This window comes from Kineococcus vitellinus (assembly GCF_009906315.1).
In the GTDB taxonomy this organism is placed as follows: Bacteria; Actinomycetota; Actinomycetes; order Actinomycetales; family Kineococcaceae; genus Kineococcus; species Kineococcus vitellinus.
This window is the reverse complement of record NZ_JAAALL010000001.1, coordinates 77,998-95,153: the sequence shown is the minus strand read 5'-3', so window position 1 is coordinate 95,153 and position 17,156 is coordinate 77,998. Positions and strand designations below refer to the sequence as shown.

Annotated in this window: 31 protein-coding genes; 17 read left to right on the top strand and 14 right to left on the bottom strand. The window is 64.3% G+C overall.

Annotated features, from left to right (window positions below):
- Nucleotides 1-396: 396 nt before the first annotated feature.
- Genes GTQ99_RS00665 through GTQ99_RS00610 form a run of 12 tightly spaced genes read right to left on the bottom strand, consistent with a single transcriptional unit; the run spans nucleotide 397 to nucleotide 5,522 of the window.
- Nucleotides 397-1,350 carry a hypothetical protein gene (locus GTQ99_RS00665; protein WP_166613815.1) on the bottom strand — a complete coding sequence of 318 codons (954 nt, stop codon included), beginning with the start codon at nucleotides 1,348-1,350 and terminating at the stop codon, nucleotides 397-399.
- 39 nt (nucleotides 1,351-1,389) lie between these two features.
- Nucleotides 1,390-1,677: a hypothetical protein gene (locus tag GTQ99_RS00660; protein ID WP_166613814.1), complete on the bottom strand. Its 288-nt coding sequence runs from the start codon at nucleotides 1,675-1,677 to the stop codon at nucleotides 1,390-1,392.
- A 46-nt stretch (nucleotides 1,678-1,723) separates the two neighbouring features.
- Nucleotides 1,724-1,999, bottom strand: coding sequence for a hypothetical protein (locus tag GTQ99_RS00655; protein ID WP_166613813.1), 276 nt, complete (start codon nucleotides 1,997-1,999; stop codon nucleotides 1,724-1,726).
- Nucleotides 1,996-2,415, bottom strand: a complete 420-nt coding sequence (locus GTQ99_RS00650; RefSeq protein WP_166613812.1) for a hypothetical protein — start codon at nucleotides 2,413-2,415, stop codon at nucleotides 1,996-1,998. The genes GTQ99_RS00655 and GTQ99_RS00650 overlap by 4 nt, the downstream gene beginning before the upstream one ends.
- On the bottom strand, nucleotides 2,412-2,639 hold the full coding sequence (locus GTQ99_RS00645) for a hypothetical protein (RefSeq protein WP_166613811.1): 228 nt from the start codon (nucleotides 2,637-2,639) through the stop codon (nucleotides 2,412-2,414). Before GTQ99_RS00645 ends, GTQ99_RS00650 begins: the two co-directional genes overlap by 4 nt.
- Nucleotides 2,636-2,785, bottom strand: coding sequence for a hypothetical protein (locus tag GTQ99_RS00640; RefSeq protein WP_166613810.1), 150 nt, complete (start codon nucleotides 2,783-2,785; stop codon nucleotides 2,636-2,638). Before GTQ99_RS00640 ends, GTQ99_RS00645 begins: the two co-directional genes overlap by 4 nt.
- A 23-nt stretch (nucleotides 2,786-2,808) precedes the next feature.
- Entirely contained in the window at nucleotides 2,809-3,069 is a 261-nt protein-coding gene (locus GTQ99_RS00635; protein ID WP_166613809.1) for a hypothetical protein, read from the bottom strand.
- A gap of 54 nt (nucleotides 3,070-3,123) precedes the next feature.
- Nucleotides 3,124-3,372 carry a hypothetical protein gene (locus GTQ99_RS00630; protein ID WP_166613808.1) on the bottom strand — a complete coding sequence of 83 codons (249 nt, stop codon included), beginning with the start codon at nucleotides 3,370-3,372 and terminating at the stop codon, nucleotides 3,124-3,126.
- A gap of 11 nt (nucleotides 3,373-3,383) precedes the next feature.
- Nucleotides 3,384-4,589 carry an ArdC-like ssDNA-binding domain-containing protein gene (locus GTQ99_RS00625; RefSeq protein ID WP_166613807.1) on the bottom strand — a complete coding sequence of 402 codons (1,206 nt, stop codon included), beginning with the start codon at nucleotides 4,587-4,589 and terminating at the stop codon, nucleotides 3,384-3,386.
- Nucleotides 4,589-4,840, bottom strand: coding sequence for a hypothetical protein (locus GTQ99_RS00620; protein WP_166613806.1), 252 nt, complete (start codon nucleotides 4,838-4,840; stop codon nucleotides 4,589-4,591). The genes GTQ99_RS00625 and GTQ99_RS00620 overlap by 1 nt, the downstream gene beginning before the upstream one ends.
- Nucleotides 4,837-5,235, bottom strand: coding sequence for a hypothetical protein (locus GTQ99_RS00615; protein WP_166613805.1), 399 nt, complete (start codon nucleotides 5,233-5,235; stop codon nucleotides 4,837-4,839). Before GTQ99_RS00615 ends, GTQ99_RS00620 begins: the two co-directional genes overlap by 4 nt.
- Complete coding sequence (locus tag GTQ99_RS00610) at nucleotides 5,235-5,522, bottom strand: hypothetical protein (RefSeq protein WP_166613804.1); 288 nt, start codon at nucleotides 5,520-5,522, stop codon at nucleotides 5,235-5,237. The genes GTQ99_RS00615 and GTQ99_RS00610 overlap by 1 nt, the downstream gene beginning before the upstream one ends.
- A 185-nt stretch (nucleotides 5,523-5,707) precedes the next feature.
- On the opposite strand from GTQ99_RS00610, the gene GTQ99_RS00605 reads away from it, so the two are divergent.
- The 6 genes from GTQ99_RS00605 (at nucleotide 5,708) to GTQ99_RS00580 (ending at nucleotide 9,557) form a co-directional block, all read left to right on the top strand.
- A complete protein-coding gene (locus GTQ99_RS00605) occupies nucleotides 5,708-5,953 on the top strand; it encodes a helix-turn-helix domain-containing protein (RefSeq protein ID WP_166613803.1) in 246 nt (81 codons plus the stop codon).
- Nucleotides 5,954-6,038: 85 nt separating this feature from the next.
- Entirely contained in the window at nucleotides 6,039-7,103 is a 1,065-nt protein-coding gene (locus tag GTQ99_RS24175; RefSeq protein WP_205706548.1) for a hypothetical protein, read from the top strand.
- The gene (locus GTQ99_RS00595) at nucleotides 7,103-8,173 is read left to right on the top strand and encodes a recombination directionality factor (protein ID WP_166613802.1); all 1,071 of its coding nucleotides are present in this window, start codon (nucleotides 7,103-7,105) and stop codon (nucleotides 8,171-8,173) included. Before GTQ99_RS24175 ends, GTQ99_RS00595 begins: the two co-directional genes overlap by 1 nt.
- The gene (locus tag GTQ99_RS00590; protein ID WP_166613801.1) at nucleotides 8,170-8,520 is read left to right on the top strand and encodes a GIY-YIG nuclease family protein; all 351 of its coding nucleotides are present in this window, start codon (nucleotides 8,170-8,172) and stop codon (nucleotides 8,518-8,520) included. Before GTQ99_RS00595 ends, GTQ99_RS00590 begins: the two co-directional genes overlap by 4 nt.
- Before the next feature lie 144 nt (nucleotides 8,521-8,664).
- On the top strand, nucleotides 8,665-9,099 hold the full coding sequence (locus GTQ99_RS00585) for an HNH endonuclease signature motif containing protein (RefSeq protein ID WP_166613800.1): 435 nt from the start codon (nucleotides 8,665-8,667) through the stop codon (nucleotides 9,097-9,099).
- Nucleotides 9,096-9,557: a hypothetical protein gene (locus tag GTQ99_RS00580; RefSeq protein ID WP_166613799.1), complete on the top strand. Its 462-nt coding sequence runs from the start codon at nucleotides 9,096-9,098 to the stop codon at nucleotides 9,555-9,557. The genes GTQ99_RS00585 and GTQ99_RS00580 overlap by 4 nt, the downstream gene beginning before the upstream one ends.
- A 63-nt stretch (nucleotides 9,558-9,620) precedes the next feature.
- Here the strand turns inward: GTQ99_RS00580 and GTQ99_RS00575 are convergent, their stop codons facing one another.
- A complete protein-coding gene (locus GTQ99_RS00575) occupies nucleotides 9,621-9,980 on the bottom strand; it encodes a hypothetical protein (protein ID WP_166613798.1) in 360 nt (119 codons plus the stop codon).
- A 600-nt stretch (nucleotides 9,981-10,580) separates the two neighbouring features.
- On the opposite strand from GTQ99_RS00575, the gene GTQ99_RS27380 reads away from it, so the two are divergent.
- The 10 genes from GTQ99_RS27380 to GTQ99_RS00525 all read left to right on the top strand — a co-directional run bounded on the left by GTQ99_RS27380 (nucleotide 10,581) and on the right by GTQ99_RS00525 (nucleotide 14,225).
- On the top strand, nucleotides 10,581-11,105 hold the full coding sequence (locus GTQ99_RS27380) for a helix-turn-helix domain-containing protein (protein WP_166613797.1): 525 nt from the start codon (nucleotides 10,581-10,583) through the stop codon (nucleotides 11,103-11,105).
- Nucleotides 11,102-11,356, top strand: a complete 255-nt coding sequence (locus GTQ99_RS00565) for a hypothetical protein (protein ID WP_166613796.1) — start codon at nucleotides 11,102-11,104, stop codon at nucleotides 11,354-11,356. The genes GTQ99_RS27380 and GTQ99_RS00565 overlap by 4 nt, the downstream gene beginning before the upstream one ends.
- A 52-nt stretch (nucleotides 11,357-11,408) precedes the next feature.
- Nucleotides 11,409-11,651, top strand: coding sequence for a hypothetical protein (locus tag GTQ99_RS00560; protein ID WP_166613795.1), 243 nt, complete (start codon nucleotides 11,409-11,411; stop codon nucleotides 11,649-11,651).
- 154 nt (nucleotides 11,652-11,805) lie between these two features.
- Nucleotides 11,806-12,534 carry a hypothetical protein gene (locus GTQ99_RS00555; protein WP_166613794.1) on the top strand — a complete coding sequence of 243 codons (729 nt, stop codon included), beginning with the start codon at nucleotides 11,806-11,808 and terminating at the stop codon, nucleotides 12,532-12,534.
- Between the two features lie 53 nt (nucleotides 12,535-12,587).
- A complete protein-coding gene (locus tag GTQ99_RS00550) occupies nucleotides 12,588-12,848 on the top strand; it encodes a hypothetical protein (RefSeq protein ID WP_166613793.1) in 261 nt (86 codons plus the stop codon).
- A complete protein-coding gene (locus tag GTQ99_RS00545; protein ID WP_166613792.1) occupies nucleotides 12,845-13,102 on the top strand; it encodes a hypothetical protein in 258 nt (85 codons plus the stop codon). Before GTQ99_RS00550 ends, GTQ99_RS00545 begins: the two co-directional genes overlap by 4 nt.
- The gene (locus GTQ99_RS00540; RefSeq protein WP_166613791.1) at nucleotides 13,099-13,371 is read left to right on the top strand and encodes a hypothetical protein; all 273 of its coding nucleotides are present in this window, start codon (nucleotides 13,099-13,101) and stop codon (nucleotides 13,369-13,371) included. The genes GTQ99_RS00545 and GTQ99_RS00540 overlap by 4 nt, the downstream gene beginning before the upstream one ends.
- Nucleotides 13,368-13,628, top strand: coding sequence for a hypothetical protein (locus GTQ99_RS00535; protein ID WP_166613790.1), 261 nt, complete (start codon nucleotides 13,368-13,370; stop codon nucleotides 13,626-13,628). Before GTQ99_RS00540 ends, GTQ99_RS00535 begins: the two co-directional genes overlap by 4 nt.
- Nucleotides 13,629-13,645: 17 nt before the next feature.
- The gene (locus GTQ99_RS00530) at nucleotides 13,646-13,831 is read left to right on the top strand and encodes a hypothetical protein (RefSeq protein WP_166613789.1); all 186 of its coding nucleotides are present in this window, start codon (nucleotides 13,646-13,648) and stop codon (nucleotides 13,829-13,831) included.
- Nucleotides 13,832-13,892: 61 nt separating this feature from the next.
- Nucleotides 13,893-14,225 carry a histone-like nucleoid-structuring protein Lsr2 gene (locus GTQ99_RS00525; RefSeq protein ID WP_166613788.1) on the top strand — a complete coding sequence of 111 codons (333 nt, stop codon included), beginning with the start codon at nucleotides 13,893-13,895 and terminating at the stop codon, nucleotides 14,223-14,225.
- Between the two features lie 85 nt (nucleotides 14,226-14,310).
- Here the strand turns inward: GTQ99_RS00525 and GTQ99_RS00520 are convergent, their stop codons facing one another.
- Nucleotides 14,311-15,288, bottom strand: coding sequence for a glycoside hydrolase family 6 protein (locus GTQ99_RS00520; protein ID WP_166613787.1), 978 nt, complete (start codon nucleotides 15,286-15,288; stop codon nucleotides 14,311-14,313).
- A 477-nt stretch (nucleotides 15,289-15,765) separates the two neighbouring features.
- On the opposite strand from GTQ99_RS00520, the gene GTQ99_RS00515 reads away from it, so the two are divergent.
- Nucleotides 15,766-17,085 carry a glycosyltransferase gene (locus tag GTQ99_RS00515; protein ID WP_166613786.1) on the top strand — a complete coding sequence of 440 codons (1,320 nt, stop codon included), beginning with the start codon at nucleotides 15,766-15,768 and terminating at the stop codon, nucleotides 17,083-17,085.
- The last annotated feature ends 71 nt before the right edge of the window (nucleotides 17,086-17,156 follow it).

Below are 17,156 nucleotides of genomic sequence, written 5' to 3'. Positions count from 1 at the left end.
CCCTGCTGCTGCGGGTGCGGTGGTCCACGTCGGCCTCCTCGGGGCGTGCGCGCGGCCGCCCCGTGCGGGTGGTCGCTGTCCCCGGAGTCGTCGGCCGCGCCGCCGCGCGCCTTGATGGGCCGACCGGTGGACGGGCGGCCGGGCGCCGGGCGCCGGGCCGGCCGGTGCGGAGGGCATGGGATTCGAACCCATGAGGAAGGAGTGGGTACCTCCCTAGCGGTTTTCAAGGCTGCTGGACACCCAGCTCCTCGCGTGGCCGCCACCTGCGCGAATGCTGCCTTGAGCTGCAGCGATACCGCTGATGCTACCTCGGTGATCTATCCCCTGCTTGCCCCTTCGTGCCGCTCCGTGCCATTGCATGTGGCACGGCTCTTGGCACGCGCCAAGGCTACTGCCCTACCTGTCGTAGCCCATGTCGCGCTCCCGCTCCTGGGTCCGCTCATGCGTCCGCTCCTGCGCTTGCCGCTCCTTGCCTCGCGCCATCGCCGCCCGCAAGCGCTCGGCGCGAGTCGGCTCGGGCTTGGGGGCGTCGTCGTAGTGGGTCATGCGGAAGACATAGGGGTCGTCCAGATCCATCTGCGGGGCTTGCTTGATCGCCAGCTCGTCCTGGGCGTGGCCGAGGCGCTCCACGTCCTCGGCGTACAGCTCTTGATCGTTCTCGTGCAGCTTGCCGTAGAGGCGCTCCACCTCTCGCTTGCTCTCCTGCTGGCTGCGCTGGAGGTCCATGGACCGGAAGGTTTCGGCGTCTTCGGGGCCCACGCGGTCGATGCAGGCCTGCCGGTAAGCCTGGTCGGCCTGAGCCAGCTCCCCCCAAGCTGCGCGCATCCTGTCGGGGTCGTCGCTCTGCTTGGCCTCGTAGGCGCTGTAGCGGGCGCGCTCGTAGGCGGCGCGAGTGGAGTCGACGCGCTCGGTCTTACCAGCCATGGCTTGGTCCGGCCCTTCGTCGTGGCGATGCTCGGGATCCTGAGGTCCTTGACGCTGATCGTCCCTGGCGTGACGCGAGCCATCAAGCTCATCGGCCGCGTCCCCGAACCAGGGGGCATCGACTTCCATCCCAGGAGAGCCCCGATCGGGCGCCGGCGACGGCGCATCCACCGTCTGAGGTGCTTGACCGCGGCCATCGTCGGGCTCGTACCAGGGCTCTCCCTCGGGGACGCGCAGGGGCGCTGAGCGGCGGAGTCCATGCTCTCTGAGCTGCTGCTCAAGCTGCATGCGCATGCTCTCGGTGTCGGCGTAGGAAGCTTCCAGCTCCGCAGGGGACAAGTGATCGCGGAGCGTCCCGCGCCTCTCTTCAGCAGACACGATCAAGAAGCGTTGCGCCTCGAGCGCTAGCCGGGTCGCCTCATCCACAGGGTCAGTATCAACACCGACCCTGCGCAGCGATAGGGCTCAAGCACCCCACCCATAGGAGGGCGCTCGATCGTCGTCGCCCTCCACGGCGCGGCGCTCCTTGATCGCTTCGGTGACCGCTCCGAGGTGTGCCGTCAGGTCTTCACCGTGCACAACCGCGAAAGCGATCATGGCATCGTGGGCTGCCATGTGATCTTGGTCGGCGTCCTCGTGCTGCAGGCTTTGCCTGCCGTGCTCGCGGCCAGCGAGCAGAAGGTCCTCCCAGGCTTGGGCGTCCTCAGCCACCAGGCGGCGGAAGTCGGCGAAGAGCTGGTCACAGGTAGCCACCGAAGCATCTTGTAGAGGGCTTCCTACTCAAGCACGTCCGCAGGCGTCACAGCTCGCGCCCTATGCCGCGGTCGACTGCACGGCGTCCTGGGCGGCTGCGCAGCTCACGCGCGTGCTTCTCCAGGCTGCGTGCGCCTTCGATCACGCGCACGGACTCGGCATCCGCCTTGACCTTGCTGTAGTACGCGACCAGGTCATCAAGAACGCTCATGGTGGTGACGCCGCGGCCCTTCTCGGCTGCGAGCTCGCCGGCACGGCGGTGTGCGTAGACGATCTCGGTCGCGTCGATGAGGGCCTGGTCTGGTGATGAAGGGCCGCTCATGACATCGCATCCCATGTCCTGAGCGCCTCTGCGCGTTCGTCGCCCGAGAGGATGCGTAGCGTCCCATTTGGCTCGCGTACGAACATGGCGCCCACAACGGGTTCGTCCTTGCGGAGAACTGTTTCGGCCGTCAACGGATAGACGGCGTTTGCGGACGGAGTGAGGGGTAACTCAACCCAGTACTCGGGTACAGGCTTCAGCGGTTCCGCTATGAAACTCCATTCTCCGGTGTCGATCGTGTACGAGGCGCGGAGAATGGCGGGGTGCCATTGCTGATCCTTGGTGACGTACGGCGGCAGAAAGATGTTCTCTACATCCTGCTGTGCTGCGTCCAGCGAGTCGAACAAAGAGGTTGACTTGACCCGGGGGTCGGTGTCAATGAGCAGCCATCGATCGAATGCTTCGTCGTTTGTCATGCCAAGCCCATCCCGCCTGCGTCGCGGAAGCGGCGCTCCCGGGCGGCCCGCAGGCTCTTGCTCTTGGCGTCGGTCAGCTGTACCGGGCCGATGCCCTTCTTGACCTGCGCGCGGCGCCGCTCGGCCTTGGCGAGTGCTTCGGCCACTTGGGCAGGAGTCGTTCGATATTGAGATGGGTGGTGCGGTATTGGGTCGGGGCGGATGATCTTGCGGTCTTTGCTCACTGCTGCTCCTTGTGTGCTTGTCGTAGTTGGTTGATCTGGGCCAGGGTCCAGAGGTTGTAGCGGCCCACCTGCTTGGCCGGCTCCAGGCCTGCCCGCCGCAGCCGCTTCTGCGCGGCTGCTTTGGTGCAGTGGAGGATGATGGCCACCTCCTGGGTGCTAAACAGGTCGGTCACTGCTCCGCCTTCAGACGCCGCCAGTAGAGAGCGGTTGGATAGTTCGAGTGCACGTTCGTTACGCGCCCGCCATTGCCGATGGCATTGTTCAGCTCCCAGCCCTCCCGAGACGTGTGGGCGGTGTTGCCCTCGAACGTCATCGAGTAGTCGTAGTCGGGGTGCTTCTGCGCAGCGTGCAGGGCGTTTGCGAGGCGAATTATTTCAGAGGCGAACGCCTCGATGGTGGGTATGTATCGGGTTTCTTCGGCGGCTTCCATGCCATTTAAACTAGGCGCATATCAGGACACCATCCATAGGTCATTCGGCCTATTTCACGCGGTGAGGTGTTCGTCGCGCTCAAGCGGGTGCTTTTCCATGTCGCGGTAGTATTTCAGCCAGTACGAGCTGCGGCCCAGGAACATGATGTTCTCCATCAGGTGTGTTTCCAGGCGCTCGAAAGCGTCCTGTGACAGGTCCGGGGACTCGTCATCCGGCGTCTTCCGGAGGTCGATGGCGCGCTGCAGCTTGTACGCGTCCTCGTAGTGCAGGGCGCGTTGGTTGGCTTCTGAGAAGTTCTTCACTGCTGGTCCTTTCAAAGTCCTGGCGTAGACAGGTCACGTGCGACGACTTGCCCGTGGTCGCGCTGGTTGCGTTCGGTCCGGATCTCGGCTGCCAGCTCGGGCACTGCTAACAGCAACTTGTGTGCCTGTTCGATGACCACCGCGGCGGTCTCCTGCACGACCTTCGGGTCACCCTTCGACCATGAGGAGATGTAGGGCCACGAGTACTGGTCGGTGTTGATGCCGCAGGTGCCGAGCACGATGGCGGCCACGGACTCGGCTTCTACCTCCATGCGCCCGCGGTGACGCCGGTACTCCTGCACCCGGTCCATGTGCCCAAGAGACACATGCGCGATCTCGTGCACCAGTGTCTTGAGTTGCTGCATGGCCTCGCGCTGTGCCTGGATGACGATGCGCTTGGGCTCGGGGCTGGCGAAGCCGTTGATACTGGGCCAGCCGATGTCCTCGTAGGTGACCGGGTAGCCCATGTCGTGCGCGTACTTGGTCAGACCCTTGAGCAGGGCGGCGGGGGCGTTGCCGGTGAGCAGCTTCGGCCGGGGGTCGGCGATCGGCCGCCCGTCGAGACTGTCGGTCTGCTTCACGTCGAAGACGGTGACCAGCTTGAAGCCGCGCAGCTGCTTCGCGCCGGCGTCTTCGGTATTGGCGACCTCCTCGGGCTTAAGCCGGTAGGTCATCGGCGCCCAGATGGCGATCCCCTTCTCGCCCTTGCGTACCTGTCGGCCGTGCTTGCGCCAGGCCTGATAGCCGAACACCAACGAGGCGTCGGGCCGCTGCACGAACAGCAGCTCCTGGTTCCGCGAGCTGTAGCGCCACATCCGCGTGGCGGCCTGGATGTAGTTGGCCCAGTCCTCGCCCGTCCTGAACGATGTCACCCCTTCGACAAGCTGCTTGTGCAGCTGCTCGATGCGCTCGCGACTGTCGACGGCCGCGGGCTCGGGGCGTGCTGGTGGGGGTTCGGGGTAGGCCACGGGCGTAGCAACCAGGCGCAGGAACTCGCCGAACTCCTTGTCACCGTTGAAGGTACGCCCGTCGCGCAGGGCCACGTAGTAGAAGACATTGCGGAGTTCGATCGTGATCTCGCTCCAGGACTCACCGTCCAGCCGGATCGAGTAGATGTCGTCTGACGTGACCTTGTACTCACGGGCGAACCAGTCGCGCACGGCCAGCTTGAAGATCGAGTCGCTGTCGTCGATTGCGTTACCGATGTAAAGGGTCACTAGAAGGTCAATCCTTGGTCCTGCTGGAGCGCCTCTCTGAACGCTCGTTGTACGTGTGTGGGGAAGATCATGCGCATCGCCTGATGCTCGTTGACCCCGGGCGACCATTCAACGTAGTGCGGTCGCTTGTCATCGCCCTTCTGCGCGACCCACCAGGGGCGCAGCTGGGTAGGCGCGAAGAGGGAGTAGCGCTCGTCCTCGTGCTGGAAGTCCAGTCTTGAGGGATCGTCCGGGTTGGGGGCTGCCTTCATAGTTCGAATCCTTCGCCGCGTGTGCGGCGGTTGTACTGGTCGGTCGTCTCATCGAGGCGCAGCCACTCGTCAGCGAGTGCCTGTCGTTCTGCCTTCTCCCTCTGGTCTAGCGCTTGGGCCTGTCGATAGTCCAAGAGGCGCCCGCCGCCGTAAAGGCTGAGGAGGTAGCGGCACCCCTCGGCGACTGCCTGGGCGGAAGTGCCCGCGAAGACTTCGACGCTCGAGTCCAGGCCGTCGACCCAGCCCCGGCCGAGCGGGGCAGCGCTGCCCCGCTCGATGCTCTGACCCGCCTTGGACAGGTACATCATCGAGTCGATGCGCTCGGTGTCTCCGTTGACCTCGCGCACCTCGGTAGCCGGGTGGGCGATGACGAACAGCTGCAGCCGCTCGGACATCAGCCTTCCCCATCCAGCGAGCACTCGCCACACTCGCCGCCCTCGCTGACGCCTTCGTCGGTGGCGCAGCCACTGCAGCGCAGCCCCTCGGCCAGCTCGGTGACGAACTCGTCCAGCTGGTCCTGGGTGATGCCGGGGTTGTCGTACCCCTCCATAAGGTCGGCGACGAACGTCGGGAAGTCGTCGCCGGTCTTCCACCGTGACGGCTGGGCGTCCTGCCACACCTGGCGGAGAAAATCGTCCTGCTCTTTGGTGAGCGGTTGAACGTAAGATGATGATGAAGCCATGAGTAACTCCTTACAGTTGCTTTTGGCTAGAGGGCCGCTACTCCGGGGGAACGAGTAGCGGCCCTCGCTGTTTCCTTTACGTCTCTTACATTAGTCGCCCGACAGGAAACGTCAAGGGAAAACATGAAGAAAAACCATAAAGAAAATCCTTGCATGTGTCGCACGGGCGGACTAGAAATAGAGGCATGGGAAACACCCTGGCAGTACCCAACGAAATAGCTGCAGAAATCGGCGCACGTATTGCAACAGCGGCGGAAGCCAAGAAGCTGACGTGGAACTACATCGGCGTGCGCCTCAACACTTCCGGCCAACAGGTGAAGGGGTGGAGCGAGGGTAGGGGCATGAAAGCCCACAACGTCGTGCCGCTCGCCGAAATCCTCGGCGTCTCGCCTGTCTGGCTGCTTACCGGCAAGGGCCGTAAGCCCGAATAGCAAGAACGCCCGGCCCTGCTTGCGGCAAGACCGGGCGCTGAACGTCACCACCAAGAAAGATAGCAAGTTGAAAACTGCACATGGAGTGATAGGCCGTTTCGACAACGGCGACAACCGGGTCTACGTCGATCCCGCAGACCCCGAGGTCGTCCTGGACTCGGTTACCAAGGTGCTCGGCGCCACCGAGGAGAAGGCACAGCTTCGCGAGTGGATCGCCCGCCTGACGGCTGAGTTCGCCATCGACCAGCACGACTACCTGGGCACCCTGAAAGCCGAGGGCGCTACCCGCGATGACCTCGTGGACTTCGTCAAGGCGGAGGCCAAGCGGCTCCGTGACCTGGCGTCCGAGATGGGCACCTACCAGCACGATGTGCTGGAGGCCTTGCTGTTGGACCTGCCGATCCCAAGCATCCCTCACCACCTGGTCGACGCCGAGGTCGACGGCGAAGTGATCGACCTCGATGAGATCAGCGACGGGCTGCTCAACTTCCACACCGACTTCGACCTTGATCCCGAGCTGGCAGAGGCCACCGTGGCCAACCCGGCCGAAGGCTACGCCGGCACTCTGGACCTCGTCGGCACCCTGCCTCACGTCCAGCTGCCCGGGAAGGCCACACGCGGCGCCCGTGGCCTGTTCGACCTCAAGTGCGGCAAGCACCTGTACAGCACCATGCGCGCACAGCTGGAGGCCTACCGCCGCTGCACTGAGGTGTGGGTGGACCACCTGGGCAACAAGGAGGCCATGCCTGCTGTCGACTTCTGCGCCGTCGTGCACCTGCGCAAGAGCTACGCCCGCGGGTACAAGCTCTTCGTCGTCCCGACGGGTGACGCGGAGTACCAGCGCTTCCTCAACGCTTACCGGACCTACCGTGACCAGCAGGAAGCAGGCTCCAAGCTCGGCGGCACGGTCTGGTACCCACCGCTGCCGGACGGCTCCCAGCCCCTTCCCCTGATCGAGGACCTCGACGCCCTCGGCCGTGCCCGCTCGGCGCTGGTCAAGGCTGGCCTTCGCTCGATCAGCGACCTCGCTGCCCTGACGCGGGACGAGGCGCTCGCGCTCAAGGGCATCGCCGACAAGACCATCGTGCCGTGCGAAGAGACTCTGGCCGCCTATGGCCTGTCCTTCACCGAAGCGGCGGAGGTGGCCTGATGCCGATCAACACCTTGCAACGTCGTGGTCGTCAGATCGGTGAGATCCGCATCGGCATGCAGGTCGAAGGCGTGACCAAGAACGGCAAGAAGATCATGCGTCCGTCAAAGCTGGAGGCCTTCCGCTTCACCACCAAGTCGGCCGTCATCGCGCAGGCCGTCGCTGACCTCTTCGGCGGTCAAGCCAAGGCCGTCGTGCTGCTGAATAACGACAGCACACACGAGGTCGTCACCAGTGTCACCGAGGTGCCTGTCATGGTCCCGCCCGGCGACAACGTGGTCAGCCAGTGGATGGAGATGTGGTCCAAGGGTGGCTGCCAGCGCCGCTGCGACGGCGAGACCGAGCAGCTGACCCAGACCCCCTGCAAGTGCCCCTTCGACCAGGAGCAGCGCAACGCACTAGCCAGCAAGGGCAACGCCTGCAAGCCAGTGACCCGGCTGAACGTGATGCTGCCGGACCTGCCCGACCTCGGCGTGTGGATGATCAGCTCCAACGGCTGGAACGCTGCCCAAGAGCTGGGCGGTACGGCGGAGGTACTTGCGGCTGCTCGCGCGCAGGGCCAGATCATCCCGGCCACGCTGCGCCTAGAGCAACGCCAGTCGGTCAAGGGCGGCGAGACACGGAAGTTTCCTGTGCCGGTCCTGGAGCTGCGCTCGACGCTGCGCCAGATGACCGCGCTCGATGCCGGTGGAGACATCACCACCGCCCTACCGCCTCCCCCGCCGCAAGCTCAGGTCGCCATCGGGGCCGGCGCGGCTCCTGACACGGTGAACCTGTTCCCCTGGATCTGCGACACCCTTGCGCATGATCAACTGCAAGAGCTGAAGGCCGCCTGGCGGGGGACATTCGACTTCATGACCACTGCAGTACCCACGCGCAAGGAGTCAGCGGTCCGTGCCCTAGTCCTTTCGTACCGCAGTAGTGACGACGAGCCCATTGACGCCGAGGTTGTGGTTGATTACCCCTTCAGCCAAGCCGAGGAGCGAAGCGGTGTCGGCGCGGAGGGCAACGAGCGCAGCGAGGCTGGCAAGCAGTCCTGGGCACCAGGACCGGGAGAGGAGCCATTTTGACCGGACAGCGATCGAGCACGGCCGCACAGCAGTACACGATCTATGCCCTCTGCGATCCAGACTCTGGCGAGGAACGGTATGTCGGACAGACGGCAGCCCCGTTAGGAATCAGGCTCGAAGAGCACTGTCGCGGCGATCTAGGCAAGCGTTCGGCGCGGTCGGCCTGGGTCAAGCAACAACTGGCTACGGGCCGTCGACCGACGATCAAGGAGCTTGAGCGCTTCTGGGGCACCCGCAAGGACGCCTATGCCGCAGAGCGGAAGTGGATCGTGGCTCTGCATCGTGCGGGTCGTGATCTGTTGAACTACCCACTGCCCAAGGAAGTACACGATGCCCCGCCTGAGTGACCCCTCATTACCCACCGCCAAGACCCGGAGTCTCAACCTCCGGGTCTTGGCCCTTGGGCTGGGCTACGCCTTCGCCCTGGCAGTCCTGGCCCTCACCTGGCTGTGGGTCAACGACGATCCGCAGCCCGTCGACAAGGTCTGGCCGTGAAGAAGACGCCCCTGAGACGGCGGACGGCGCTCAAGGCCAAGACAGGCCTCAAGCAGGGTGCGAGCCAGCTGAAGCGCACAGCCCTACGGCGCAAGTCACTGAGCGAGCAGAGCCAGCGCAAGCAGGATGATCGCGCATGGTTCGAGGCCTCCAAGGGGATCATCCGCAAGCGCAGCGGCGGACGGTGTGAGTTCATCCACTTTGTAGAAGTAGATCCAGGCTTGCCGCATGGCCTTGGCGTACGTGCTCTTGGGCGTTGCGGTTCTCCCGCTTCCGACGCGCATCACATCAACCGCCAGAGCCAGGGTCACGACCACTCCCCCGACAACCTCATGGACCTGTGCCGAGTGCACCACTCCTGGATACACGACAACGTGGCCGAGGCTCGTGCCCTGGGCTACCTGTCGCCGGCCAAGCGGGGCGACCTATGAAGCCGACCGCGGGCGCGCTGCACTCCGCGCTCAGTGGCGAGGTCCATCGATTCTTCCGTGGTGACTTCGGCGAGGCCGTGAAACGAGCCTGCCAGGGAGGCTCCACCTGGTACGTGGCCGAGAAAGCGGGCATCCGCTTCGGTAACGGCGCCGCGATCACCTGGCGCGAGGTGCAAGAGGTGATTCACTACGGCATCGCGACGCAAGGCCTCGAGCGCTACAACGCCGCTTGGACCGCCTACGTCGACCACGCTACTCGTGGCGGCCCACCCAACCCCTGGGTCGCCGTGGCGGCCGGCGGGGACGCCCACAGTTACTACGAGGACCCAGAGAACCAGGCGTACTGGGAGGCCGGTAGCCGGATCGCGATCGAGCTGCACGACGCAGCCACCGAGGTACTGGCGGTTGGGCTCGCCAGGGAAGCAGAGCAGGAGCAGCTGGAACTGTTCGAGCTGTAAGGGTCTGTAGACATGAAAAGAGCGCGGGCGGCCCTGGGGTGGCCCGCGCTCTTGCTGTGCTGACTACAGCTGCATGCCGCCACCAAAGCGGTGATCCAGGCGGTGTGGTTCGCGATCGACGACATGCTTCGCCGCCACCGTTGTCGTTGGCATGCTTGCTGGGGTCACAGCGTCGATCTGCTCGTAGATGTCCCGCATGTCGCGGAACTGCTCAAGGTCCGTGCGGTGAAAGACCAGGTAGTCGTCACGGTTCTGGGTGACCTGCTCCAGCTCACCAGGGACCGGCTCCTCGTTCCACGAGGCTCGCTGTACGTCGATGTCCAGTCGTCGCGCCTCCGCGACGATGGGCCCGACACGACGGTGCTCGGCGAGGCGCTCGCTGATGCGTGCGGCGAGGGCTGACTTGCGGGGGTCAAGGTTCATCGGTCTCTCCTGAGGGCTCGCTCCGGAGCCTAGTTACTTCGAACTATTCCGCTATGGGTCATTCGGCCTAGAGCTGCAGCTCCGGCGCAAAGCTATACGAATTCGGGACGCGCTGGTTCCACTCGCCGTTGAGCAGGCGCCGGCACGCGGCCCAGTCACGAACACCACCGATTCGTGAGCCGTCCGTGGCGTTCAGGGCACGTAGGGAATGAGCCTCACAGCCCCACGCCGAGACGCCCTCGGAATCGACGACCGACACCACAGCAGCGCGTGGGCATTGCTTTTCGTTGGCGTGGGTCAGCGCGCACGGTTGGGGTCCGCCGAGGAGGTCCATGGCCCTGTTGTAACCCGCCGCGGAACGCTTGGGAAGCGGAGACGGAGAATTGCACAACGTGGATTATCCACTGCTGGCCCTTGCTGTCCCCTGCTTACCCCGAACGTGACAGAAGCCCCGGACGGGAGTCACGGGGCTTCTGCTTGATCCGCCGGACTGCAGCGGCTAAACAGTGGATCATCACATCTAACTGTTTAGGAGCATCCTTACATGGACAACGCCCTATTGCAAAACCTTCCGGGGTCTTTTGCTGAAGGAACCGCGTCATGAGCATCGGCTGCATGATCGGCGTGTTTCACAACTCAAAGAGCACCGGTAACGACCGGCTCATACTGCTCGCAATCGCTGACGAGGCGAACGATGATGGCGGTAACGCCTTCCCCAGCATGCGTCGACTCGCCCTGAAGGCTAACTGCAACAAGGACACCGTCGTGGAAGCGATCCGACGCCTAGAGGCGCTTGGTGAGCTTGAAGTCAAGCGTCCGACCAGCCGAGGTCCAGGTCAATACAACCAGTACCGCGTGCTCGTGGGGTTGTACGGAAATCCCGGACAACCCTCTGGGTCAGTAAAGGAAGGGTCTGTAGAAGGGTCAGTACGGACCCGTCCGGACAACTCTCGACCAAATCCGTACAACTCTGGCAAGGCATCCCGGACAACTACGGCTTCAGAACCGTCGCCCGCGCGCTTTCAGCCTCCCCGAGAAGGTTGCGATCAGTGCGCAGGCGGCTGGCGGCTAGACGACGACGGAAATGCTGTTGCATGCGGCTGCGAGAAGGGGGTCCACGCATGAGTCCGGAAGAGGCCCTGGAGTGCGCTGCCTTCGTGAAGGCTGGCTGGCAGCCGTTCGAATTGATCTTCTACACGGAACAAGAGCTGGTGCAGTCGTTCGACGGCTACAGCTATCTGGATGTCATGGGAGCGCTTCACGACCTCGTGAAGTTCTGCGACGCGGCGCCGCCTCTTTGGCTTATCCGCGACTTCGCTCACAACCATCAGACCGGCAGTTTCTTGTACGTCGATGGTCGCAACCCCTTTGAATAGTTGGGCCTAATGACCTACAGACTGTCGCGCTTCTGCCGATTAGACCAGGTCCATGTATCACCCGCCTAACCGACTGAAGGAGTTCATCGACATGAGCCGTCAAGCAAAAATCGACGAAGTAGCAAAGTTGATCGGCAAGCAGTTGCAGGACGCTGCTCGCATCAAGGACGACACGAAGCGCGACGCGGCTCTTCGGCGTGCAGTCGCCAACGCCAACTTCAACGAGCACCAGCGCAACAAGCCGACACCCAACGCCGGCCGCGGTAAGCGCTCGAACAACGACCTCGGCCTGTGACCAAACCGACTAATCTCGCGTCGTTCCCCAACACAAAGGCAAGACCAGCATGACCTTCCGTACTGACGTTCCCGCCTTCAGCTTCGCCAAGGCTTGGCAGGCAGTTTCCATCGCAGCGTCCGACGACGCGGCCCGACCCGCTCTCCATCGCACGGTGAACCTGGAGGTGTTCCACGGACGCGGCGTCCGCCTGGTGTCCACCGACAGCTACATGCTGGCGCACGTCTTCGTCCCCTACGACACCTTCGACCCGACGCAGCCGGAGATCGAAGAGACGCCAGACGAGTCCTACATCGTCAAGGACGCCAACGGTCGCGGCCTCGGCCTGATGAAGTTCATCGAGAAGCAGATCCGAGCCTGGCGCAAGCGCGAAGAGGATCCCGACATCGAGGGCGAGCTGATGCTCTCGATTGCGAACGTCGAAAGTGCCCAGGCCACCCTGGAGGGCATGAACGGCCGAGCCATGCGCATGGAGTGGCCTGATCGCGAGCTCGTGCAGTGCCCGCTCGTCGAGGACAGTGAGTTCGTGCAGTGGCGGCAGGTAGACGCAGCGGTGGCTCCGGTCGGGGAGCCAGACCGTGTGGCTCTGTCCGCCGACTTCCTTCGCGACATCGCCAAGATCGGCAGCCACTATCCCGGCGCGCCGGTGCAACTGGAGATCAACGGTTCCATGGGAGCGGTCCGCTTCACACTCGGTGAGTGCCGCGGACTGCTGATGCCCATCCGTGTCTCCGAGGACGAGCAGATCGAGCCAGCCGAGCAGACGGAAGAGGACGCCGACGCAGCTCTCGAGTTTGCTCTGGCGGCGGAGCAAGAGAGCAACAGCGATGAGTCCGACTTCGACACCGACGACCAGTTCGCAAGCGGCGCCTACGGCGTCTGATTGGGTCGGATGACCTACAGACGGGCGTAGTTGCTGCGACTAGACCAGTGGATATGGAACAGCAACTCAGTGGCCGCGAGCCACGTGACTACGACCGCCTGATTCACCTGGCAGCCCGCATGCGGAGCCACCCACAGCTGTGGGACGTGGTCGGCCGGTACCCGAGCGAAAAGCAAGCGCGCGTCGTGTACAACGACGCGCGCAAGGGGCGCACTGAGGCGTTCGCAGCCCCAGGCTTCCAGTTCGAGCTTCGGCAGACCGGGCACCGGCACACGGTCTACGGCCGGTACCTGCCACCCAAGGATGCGGCATGAGCGACACGGTGGCCGAGTACCGCATCGGCAACACGACCTACCGGGTGGGCGACTCGGTCCACATCGGCCCCAGCCAGCCGGGCAAGCGCGACGGCTTCGACGCCGTGGTGAACAAGATCGAGGTGCGGGTCCTGGACGGCCAGCAGGTGGCGACGTTCACGGTGGTCGGCGGCAAGAAAAACCGCCCGCACGCGTTCCGCTCGTTCGTGGAGGAGCGAGTGCAGCGCCGCGCAAAGAGCAAGGAACAGCGATGAAGATCGGCAAGTGGAAGATCAGTCGACCGGGCAGTGCCACGTTGGAGGAAGTAGCCGAGACACAGGCTGAGTTCCGAGCGATTGCAGATGACCCAGACACCACCGCCATAGGGCAGTGCATGCAGCGTCTCGTTGAGCGTCACAGTGCAGAGATGGTAAAGCAAGTGTTGCCCCAGATCGTCGATAAAGCTTGTGGCCACGTGTATTGGGAAGATTGCCGGTACTTTCTCGTGGGCACACGGTTCGTGTTCATGGTCGAACCGGCATGACCGACGACAGCCGGCCCAAGGGCGTCGTCCGTTCCACCTACGGCAACTCCGACTGCCCCGCCTGCGGCGGCCGCATCCACATGGGCCAAGAGATCAAGCGCAAGAAGGTCAACGACGAGTGGCTCTGGTGTCACTTCCGCACCAACGAATGTCGCACCAAGGAGGAGGCGCAGCGTCAGGCGCTGGAGAACATCGCCGAGCGCAAGCGCCAGCTGCAGCAGATGCAAGAGGCCGACAAGGGAGCAGGGGCGCCATGACGCGCAAACGAGTAGTCATGTTGGACCTGGACGACCCTGTGGAGCAGGCACTAGCGCAGGCTCTGACCTTCCATCGAGTCAACCGGGCGGACTTGAAGGACGCCCACAACGACATCGAAGACGTGAAGGAAGCGCTCGCTCTTCCCAATGCTCGCCCCGAGCAGCACATCGAAGCAGTGCACGCGGCGATCTTCGGCGCATAAGGAAAGCCATATCCGGCGCGCCGTCTTGGTGATTACCCAGGTCATACGGCATGCTGCTCCTATGGCCAGGCGTGTGGTGGAGAACCTTATCGACGATGTCGACGGCTCCGAGGCGGCAGAGACTGTCGTCTTTGCTGTTGACGGTGTGACCCATGAGATCGATCTGAGCGAAGAGAACGCCCGGAAGCTGCGCGAGTCGGTGCAGGTCTTCGTCAACCACGCCCGTAGGGTCGGCGGTCGGCGCCCCGGTCGTCCGGCCGCTTCGTCGGTGTCGGCGGACAAGATCGACAACGCCGCAGTGCGCAAGTGGGCTGAGGAGAACGGCAAGAAGGTCAGCGAGCGCGGACGCATTGCCAACTCGCTCATCCAGGAATACCTCGCAGCTACCAAGTAGGATTGCAGACGGGTCTAGAGGCCCTCTGTCAGGCATAGCGAAAGGGCCAGGTTCCCCGAGACCTGGCCCTTTCTGCTGTCCGGGGTCAGGACCAGCCCGAGTTGCGCTCCATGTCGTCGGCGTAGGCCTCGAACCACTGGCCGGCACCCGGAGCATCGCTCACCTTGCCTGTCAGGCCGTTGTAGGTGCCGTCGCTCTCGCCGGGGTGCTTGACCCACCACACGCCGAAGCAGTGCTCTCCCCCGGCTACCGGGCCGAGGCGCGGCGCCAGCCCGAAGCGCCGGCTGGCGACGTTGCACCAGTCCGGGTCCCAGTAAGTCTTGGGCAGCGGGATGGGGCTGTCACCGTTGCGGGAGGTGTCGACCATGTAGGGCTTGTTGGTGGCCGACCACAACCGCTCGCCGAAGGGGACGATCTCGCTCATGGGCCGGTAGTTGCTGTCGTTAAGGGCGAAGCCGGTGAAGTTGGCCATGCCGACCTGCTCGGCTCGCTTCTTGATCTCCTCCACGCTGTGCCAGTCGGAGTGCCCGGCGGACAGGAAGACCTTGGCGCCGACCGCAAGCAGGGCGCGGCCTGCGTAGGCCAGGTCGGCGTAGCGCGTCGACGGGGTGCCGTTGAAGAGCACCAGGGCGTCGGGCTCCAGGTTGATCAGAGCACCGGTCCCCCCGATGGCCACTGCCAGCGAGTCGACGAAGCTGCGATAGCTCGCGCTGTCGGGCGCTCCACCAGCGGAGTACTGCCCGTTGTCGCGGTTGACGGCCCAGTAGACGACGAACTGCGGGATCTGACCCTTGCTCTTGGCGTCCTGAGCCACTCGCCGGGCGTTGTCGATGTCGCCCGGACCGTTGACCCACACGGCTTGAGGTACCGCGGCCAGGCGGGCATGCCCCATGGACTTGGCCAGCACCTCGGCCACGTACAGCTCCGAGGTCGTCGCGGGTGTGGTCACCGACCCAGCTTCCAACGCCGCCGCCCAGTCCTTGACCACCTGCTGGTAGGTGCTGGAGAAGCGCAGGATCACACTGGCGCTGACCAGGGCCGCGGCGGTCTTGTCGTCGGACATGCCCAAATCGAAGGTCGCCCGGGTGAATGCGTCGCGCTTCGGGCCTTCAAGGGTGAGGAGCTTGTTGAGTATTTCGTTACGGCTTGCCATGGCCAAAGAGTAGGGGCGGGGACATGCAACAAGCGCGAATGGTCTGCCAAAATCGAGCCAATGCCTACAGACACCTCATTACCCATTACCCACGCTCGTCACCTTGCAGCCACCTTCCTTGTTTGTGCGGTCTTTGCTGCATTACTCTTCATTCATGGACTACGGCAAAACTCTCCCCTTCGCAGGCATCATCATCGGGGGGACCATTCTTCCGGGATGGGCGCTCCTTCTGGCGGGCGGGGTGGCAGTAGCAGCGGGGGCCTTGGCGATCCGGGCCTTCTTCCGGTCCGGCAAGAGCGCGACCCAGGCCTAGCTCTACCCGACGGAGTCCCCTCCGTCTCCTACGCCCGCAGCCGCGTCCTTCCGCTCGCGGGTGTTTTCCTGCTGGTGGCCCTGGCGTGGACGACCCACCACCTCGCCGTCCTCGCGGGCTACGGCACCGCACCCCACGGTCTGTCGATCGTCTTCGCCGTCATGTTCGGCTCGCTGATCTGGCACCTGTCCCTAGCCTGGCTGGAGCCGGTCTACAAGGCCACCGACGCCCAGCGGGCAGTCCTCGACGCCAAGTGGGTCACCCTCAACATCCCGCTGTACAACGAGGACCCGGCCATCGTCCGTGAGGTCCTTGCCTCCCTGGCAGCACAGACCCGCCGGCCGGACTACGTCCAGGTCGTCGACGACTGCTCCGACGCCGCGTCCTACGAGGAGGTCAAGGTCTGGTGGCGTGGCGTGGCCACCGAGGCGGGCATCAGGGGCTCCTGGGTCCGCAAGGCGGCCAACGGCGGCAAGCGCAGCGCCCAGCTCGTGACCTTCGCCAACGACACCCAGGCCGACTACTTCGCCACGATGGACTCCGACGTGGTGCTCTCCCCCACCGCACTCGAGGAGGCGATGCTGCCCTTCGCCGACGAGCGAGTGTCCTCGGTGGCCGCGGTCTGCGTGGCCCGCAACGCCCGGGAGAACATCGTCTCGCGCCTGAGCGACCTGTGGTTCCTGGTCTTCCAGCTCTCGGTCCGCAGCGCGCTCTCCAGCCTGCGCTCGGTCCTGGTCAACTCGGGCAGCTTCGCGGTCTACCGGGCCGACGTGGTGCGTGAGGCCATCCCGGCGTACGAGAACGAGACCTTCATGGGCCGCGGTGTGCAGTTCAGCGACGACAGCCTGCTGACGCTCTTCGCCTACCTCAAGGGTCGTACCGTTCAGCAGCCCACCAGCTTGGCGTTCACGGTGCTCCCGGCCCGGGTGAGCCACCACCTCCGTCAACAGCTGCGCTGGCTGCGAGGGTCGACCATCCGCTCGATCTGGCGCTTCAAGTACCTGCCCATCGTGAGCTTCGGGTACTGGGAGCACTTCATGTCCTGGGTGAGCTACTTCGTTGTCGGCACCGTGCTGGTGTACCTGCTGGCCTACCAGCCGGCCGTCAACCACGAGCTCGCGCCGATGCTTCTGGTGTTCTCCAGCCTGGTGGGCTACCTGACTGCCCTGAAGTACCTGACGATCCGCCGCAGCGACGTGTCGTTCCGCTGGCAACTCGCCACCTTCGCCATGACCCCGCTCGCGCTGGCCTGGTCGACGCTGGTGCTCCGGCCCCTGCGCATCTACGCCATCGCCACGTGCTGGAAGACCGGGTGGGGCACTCGCCAGACCGTGGAGGTCACGCAGGCCATCGAGGCGGCGCCGGAGCCTCTGGCATTGCCCGTCGGGAAGTAGTTGATCGGTCCACAACGTCTACGCACAAGGGCTCAGTGGTTGCTGGGTCACATCGAGCAGAAGCTCAAAGG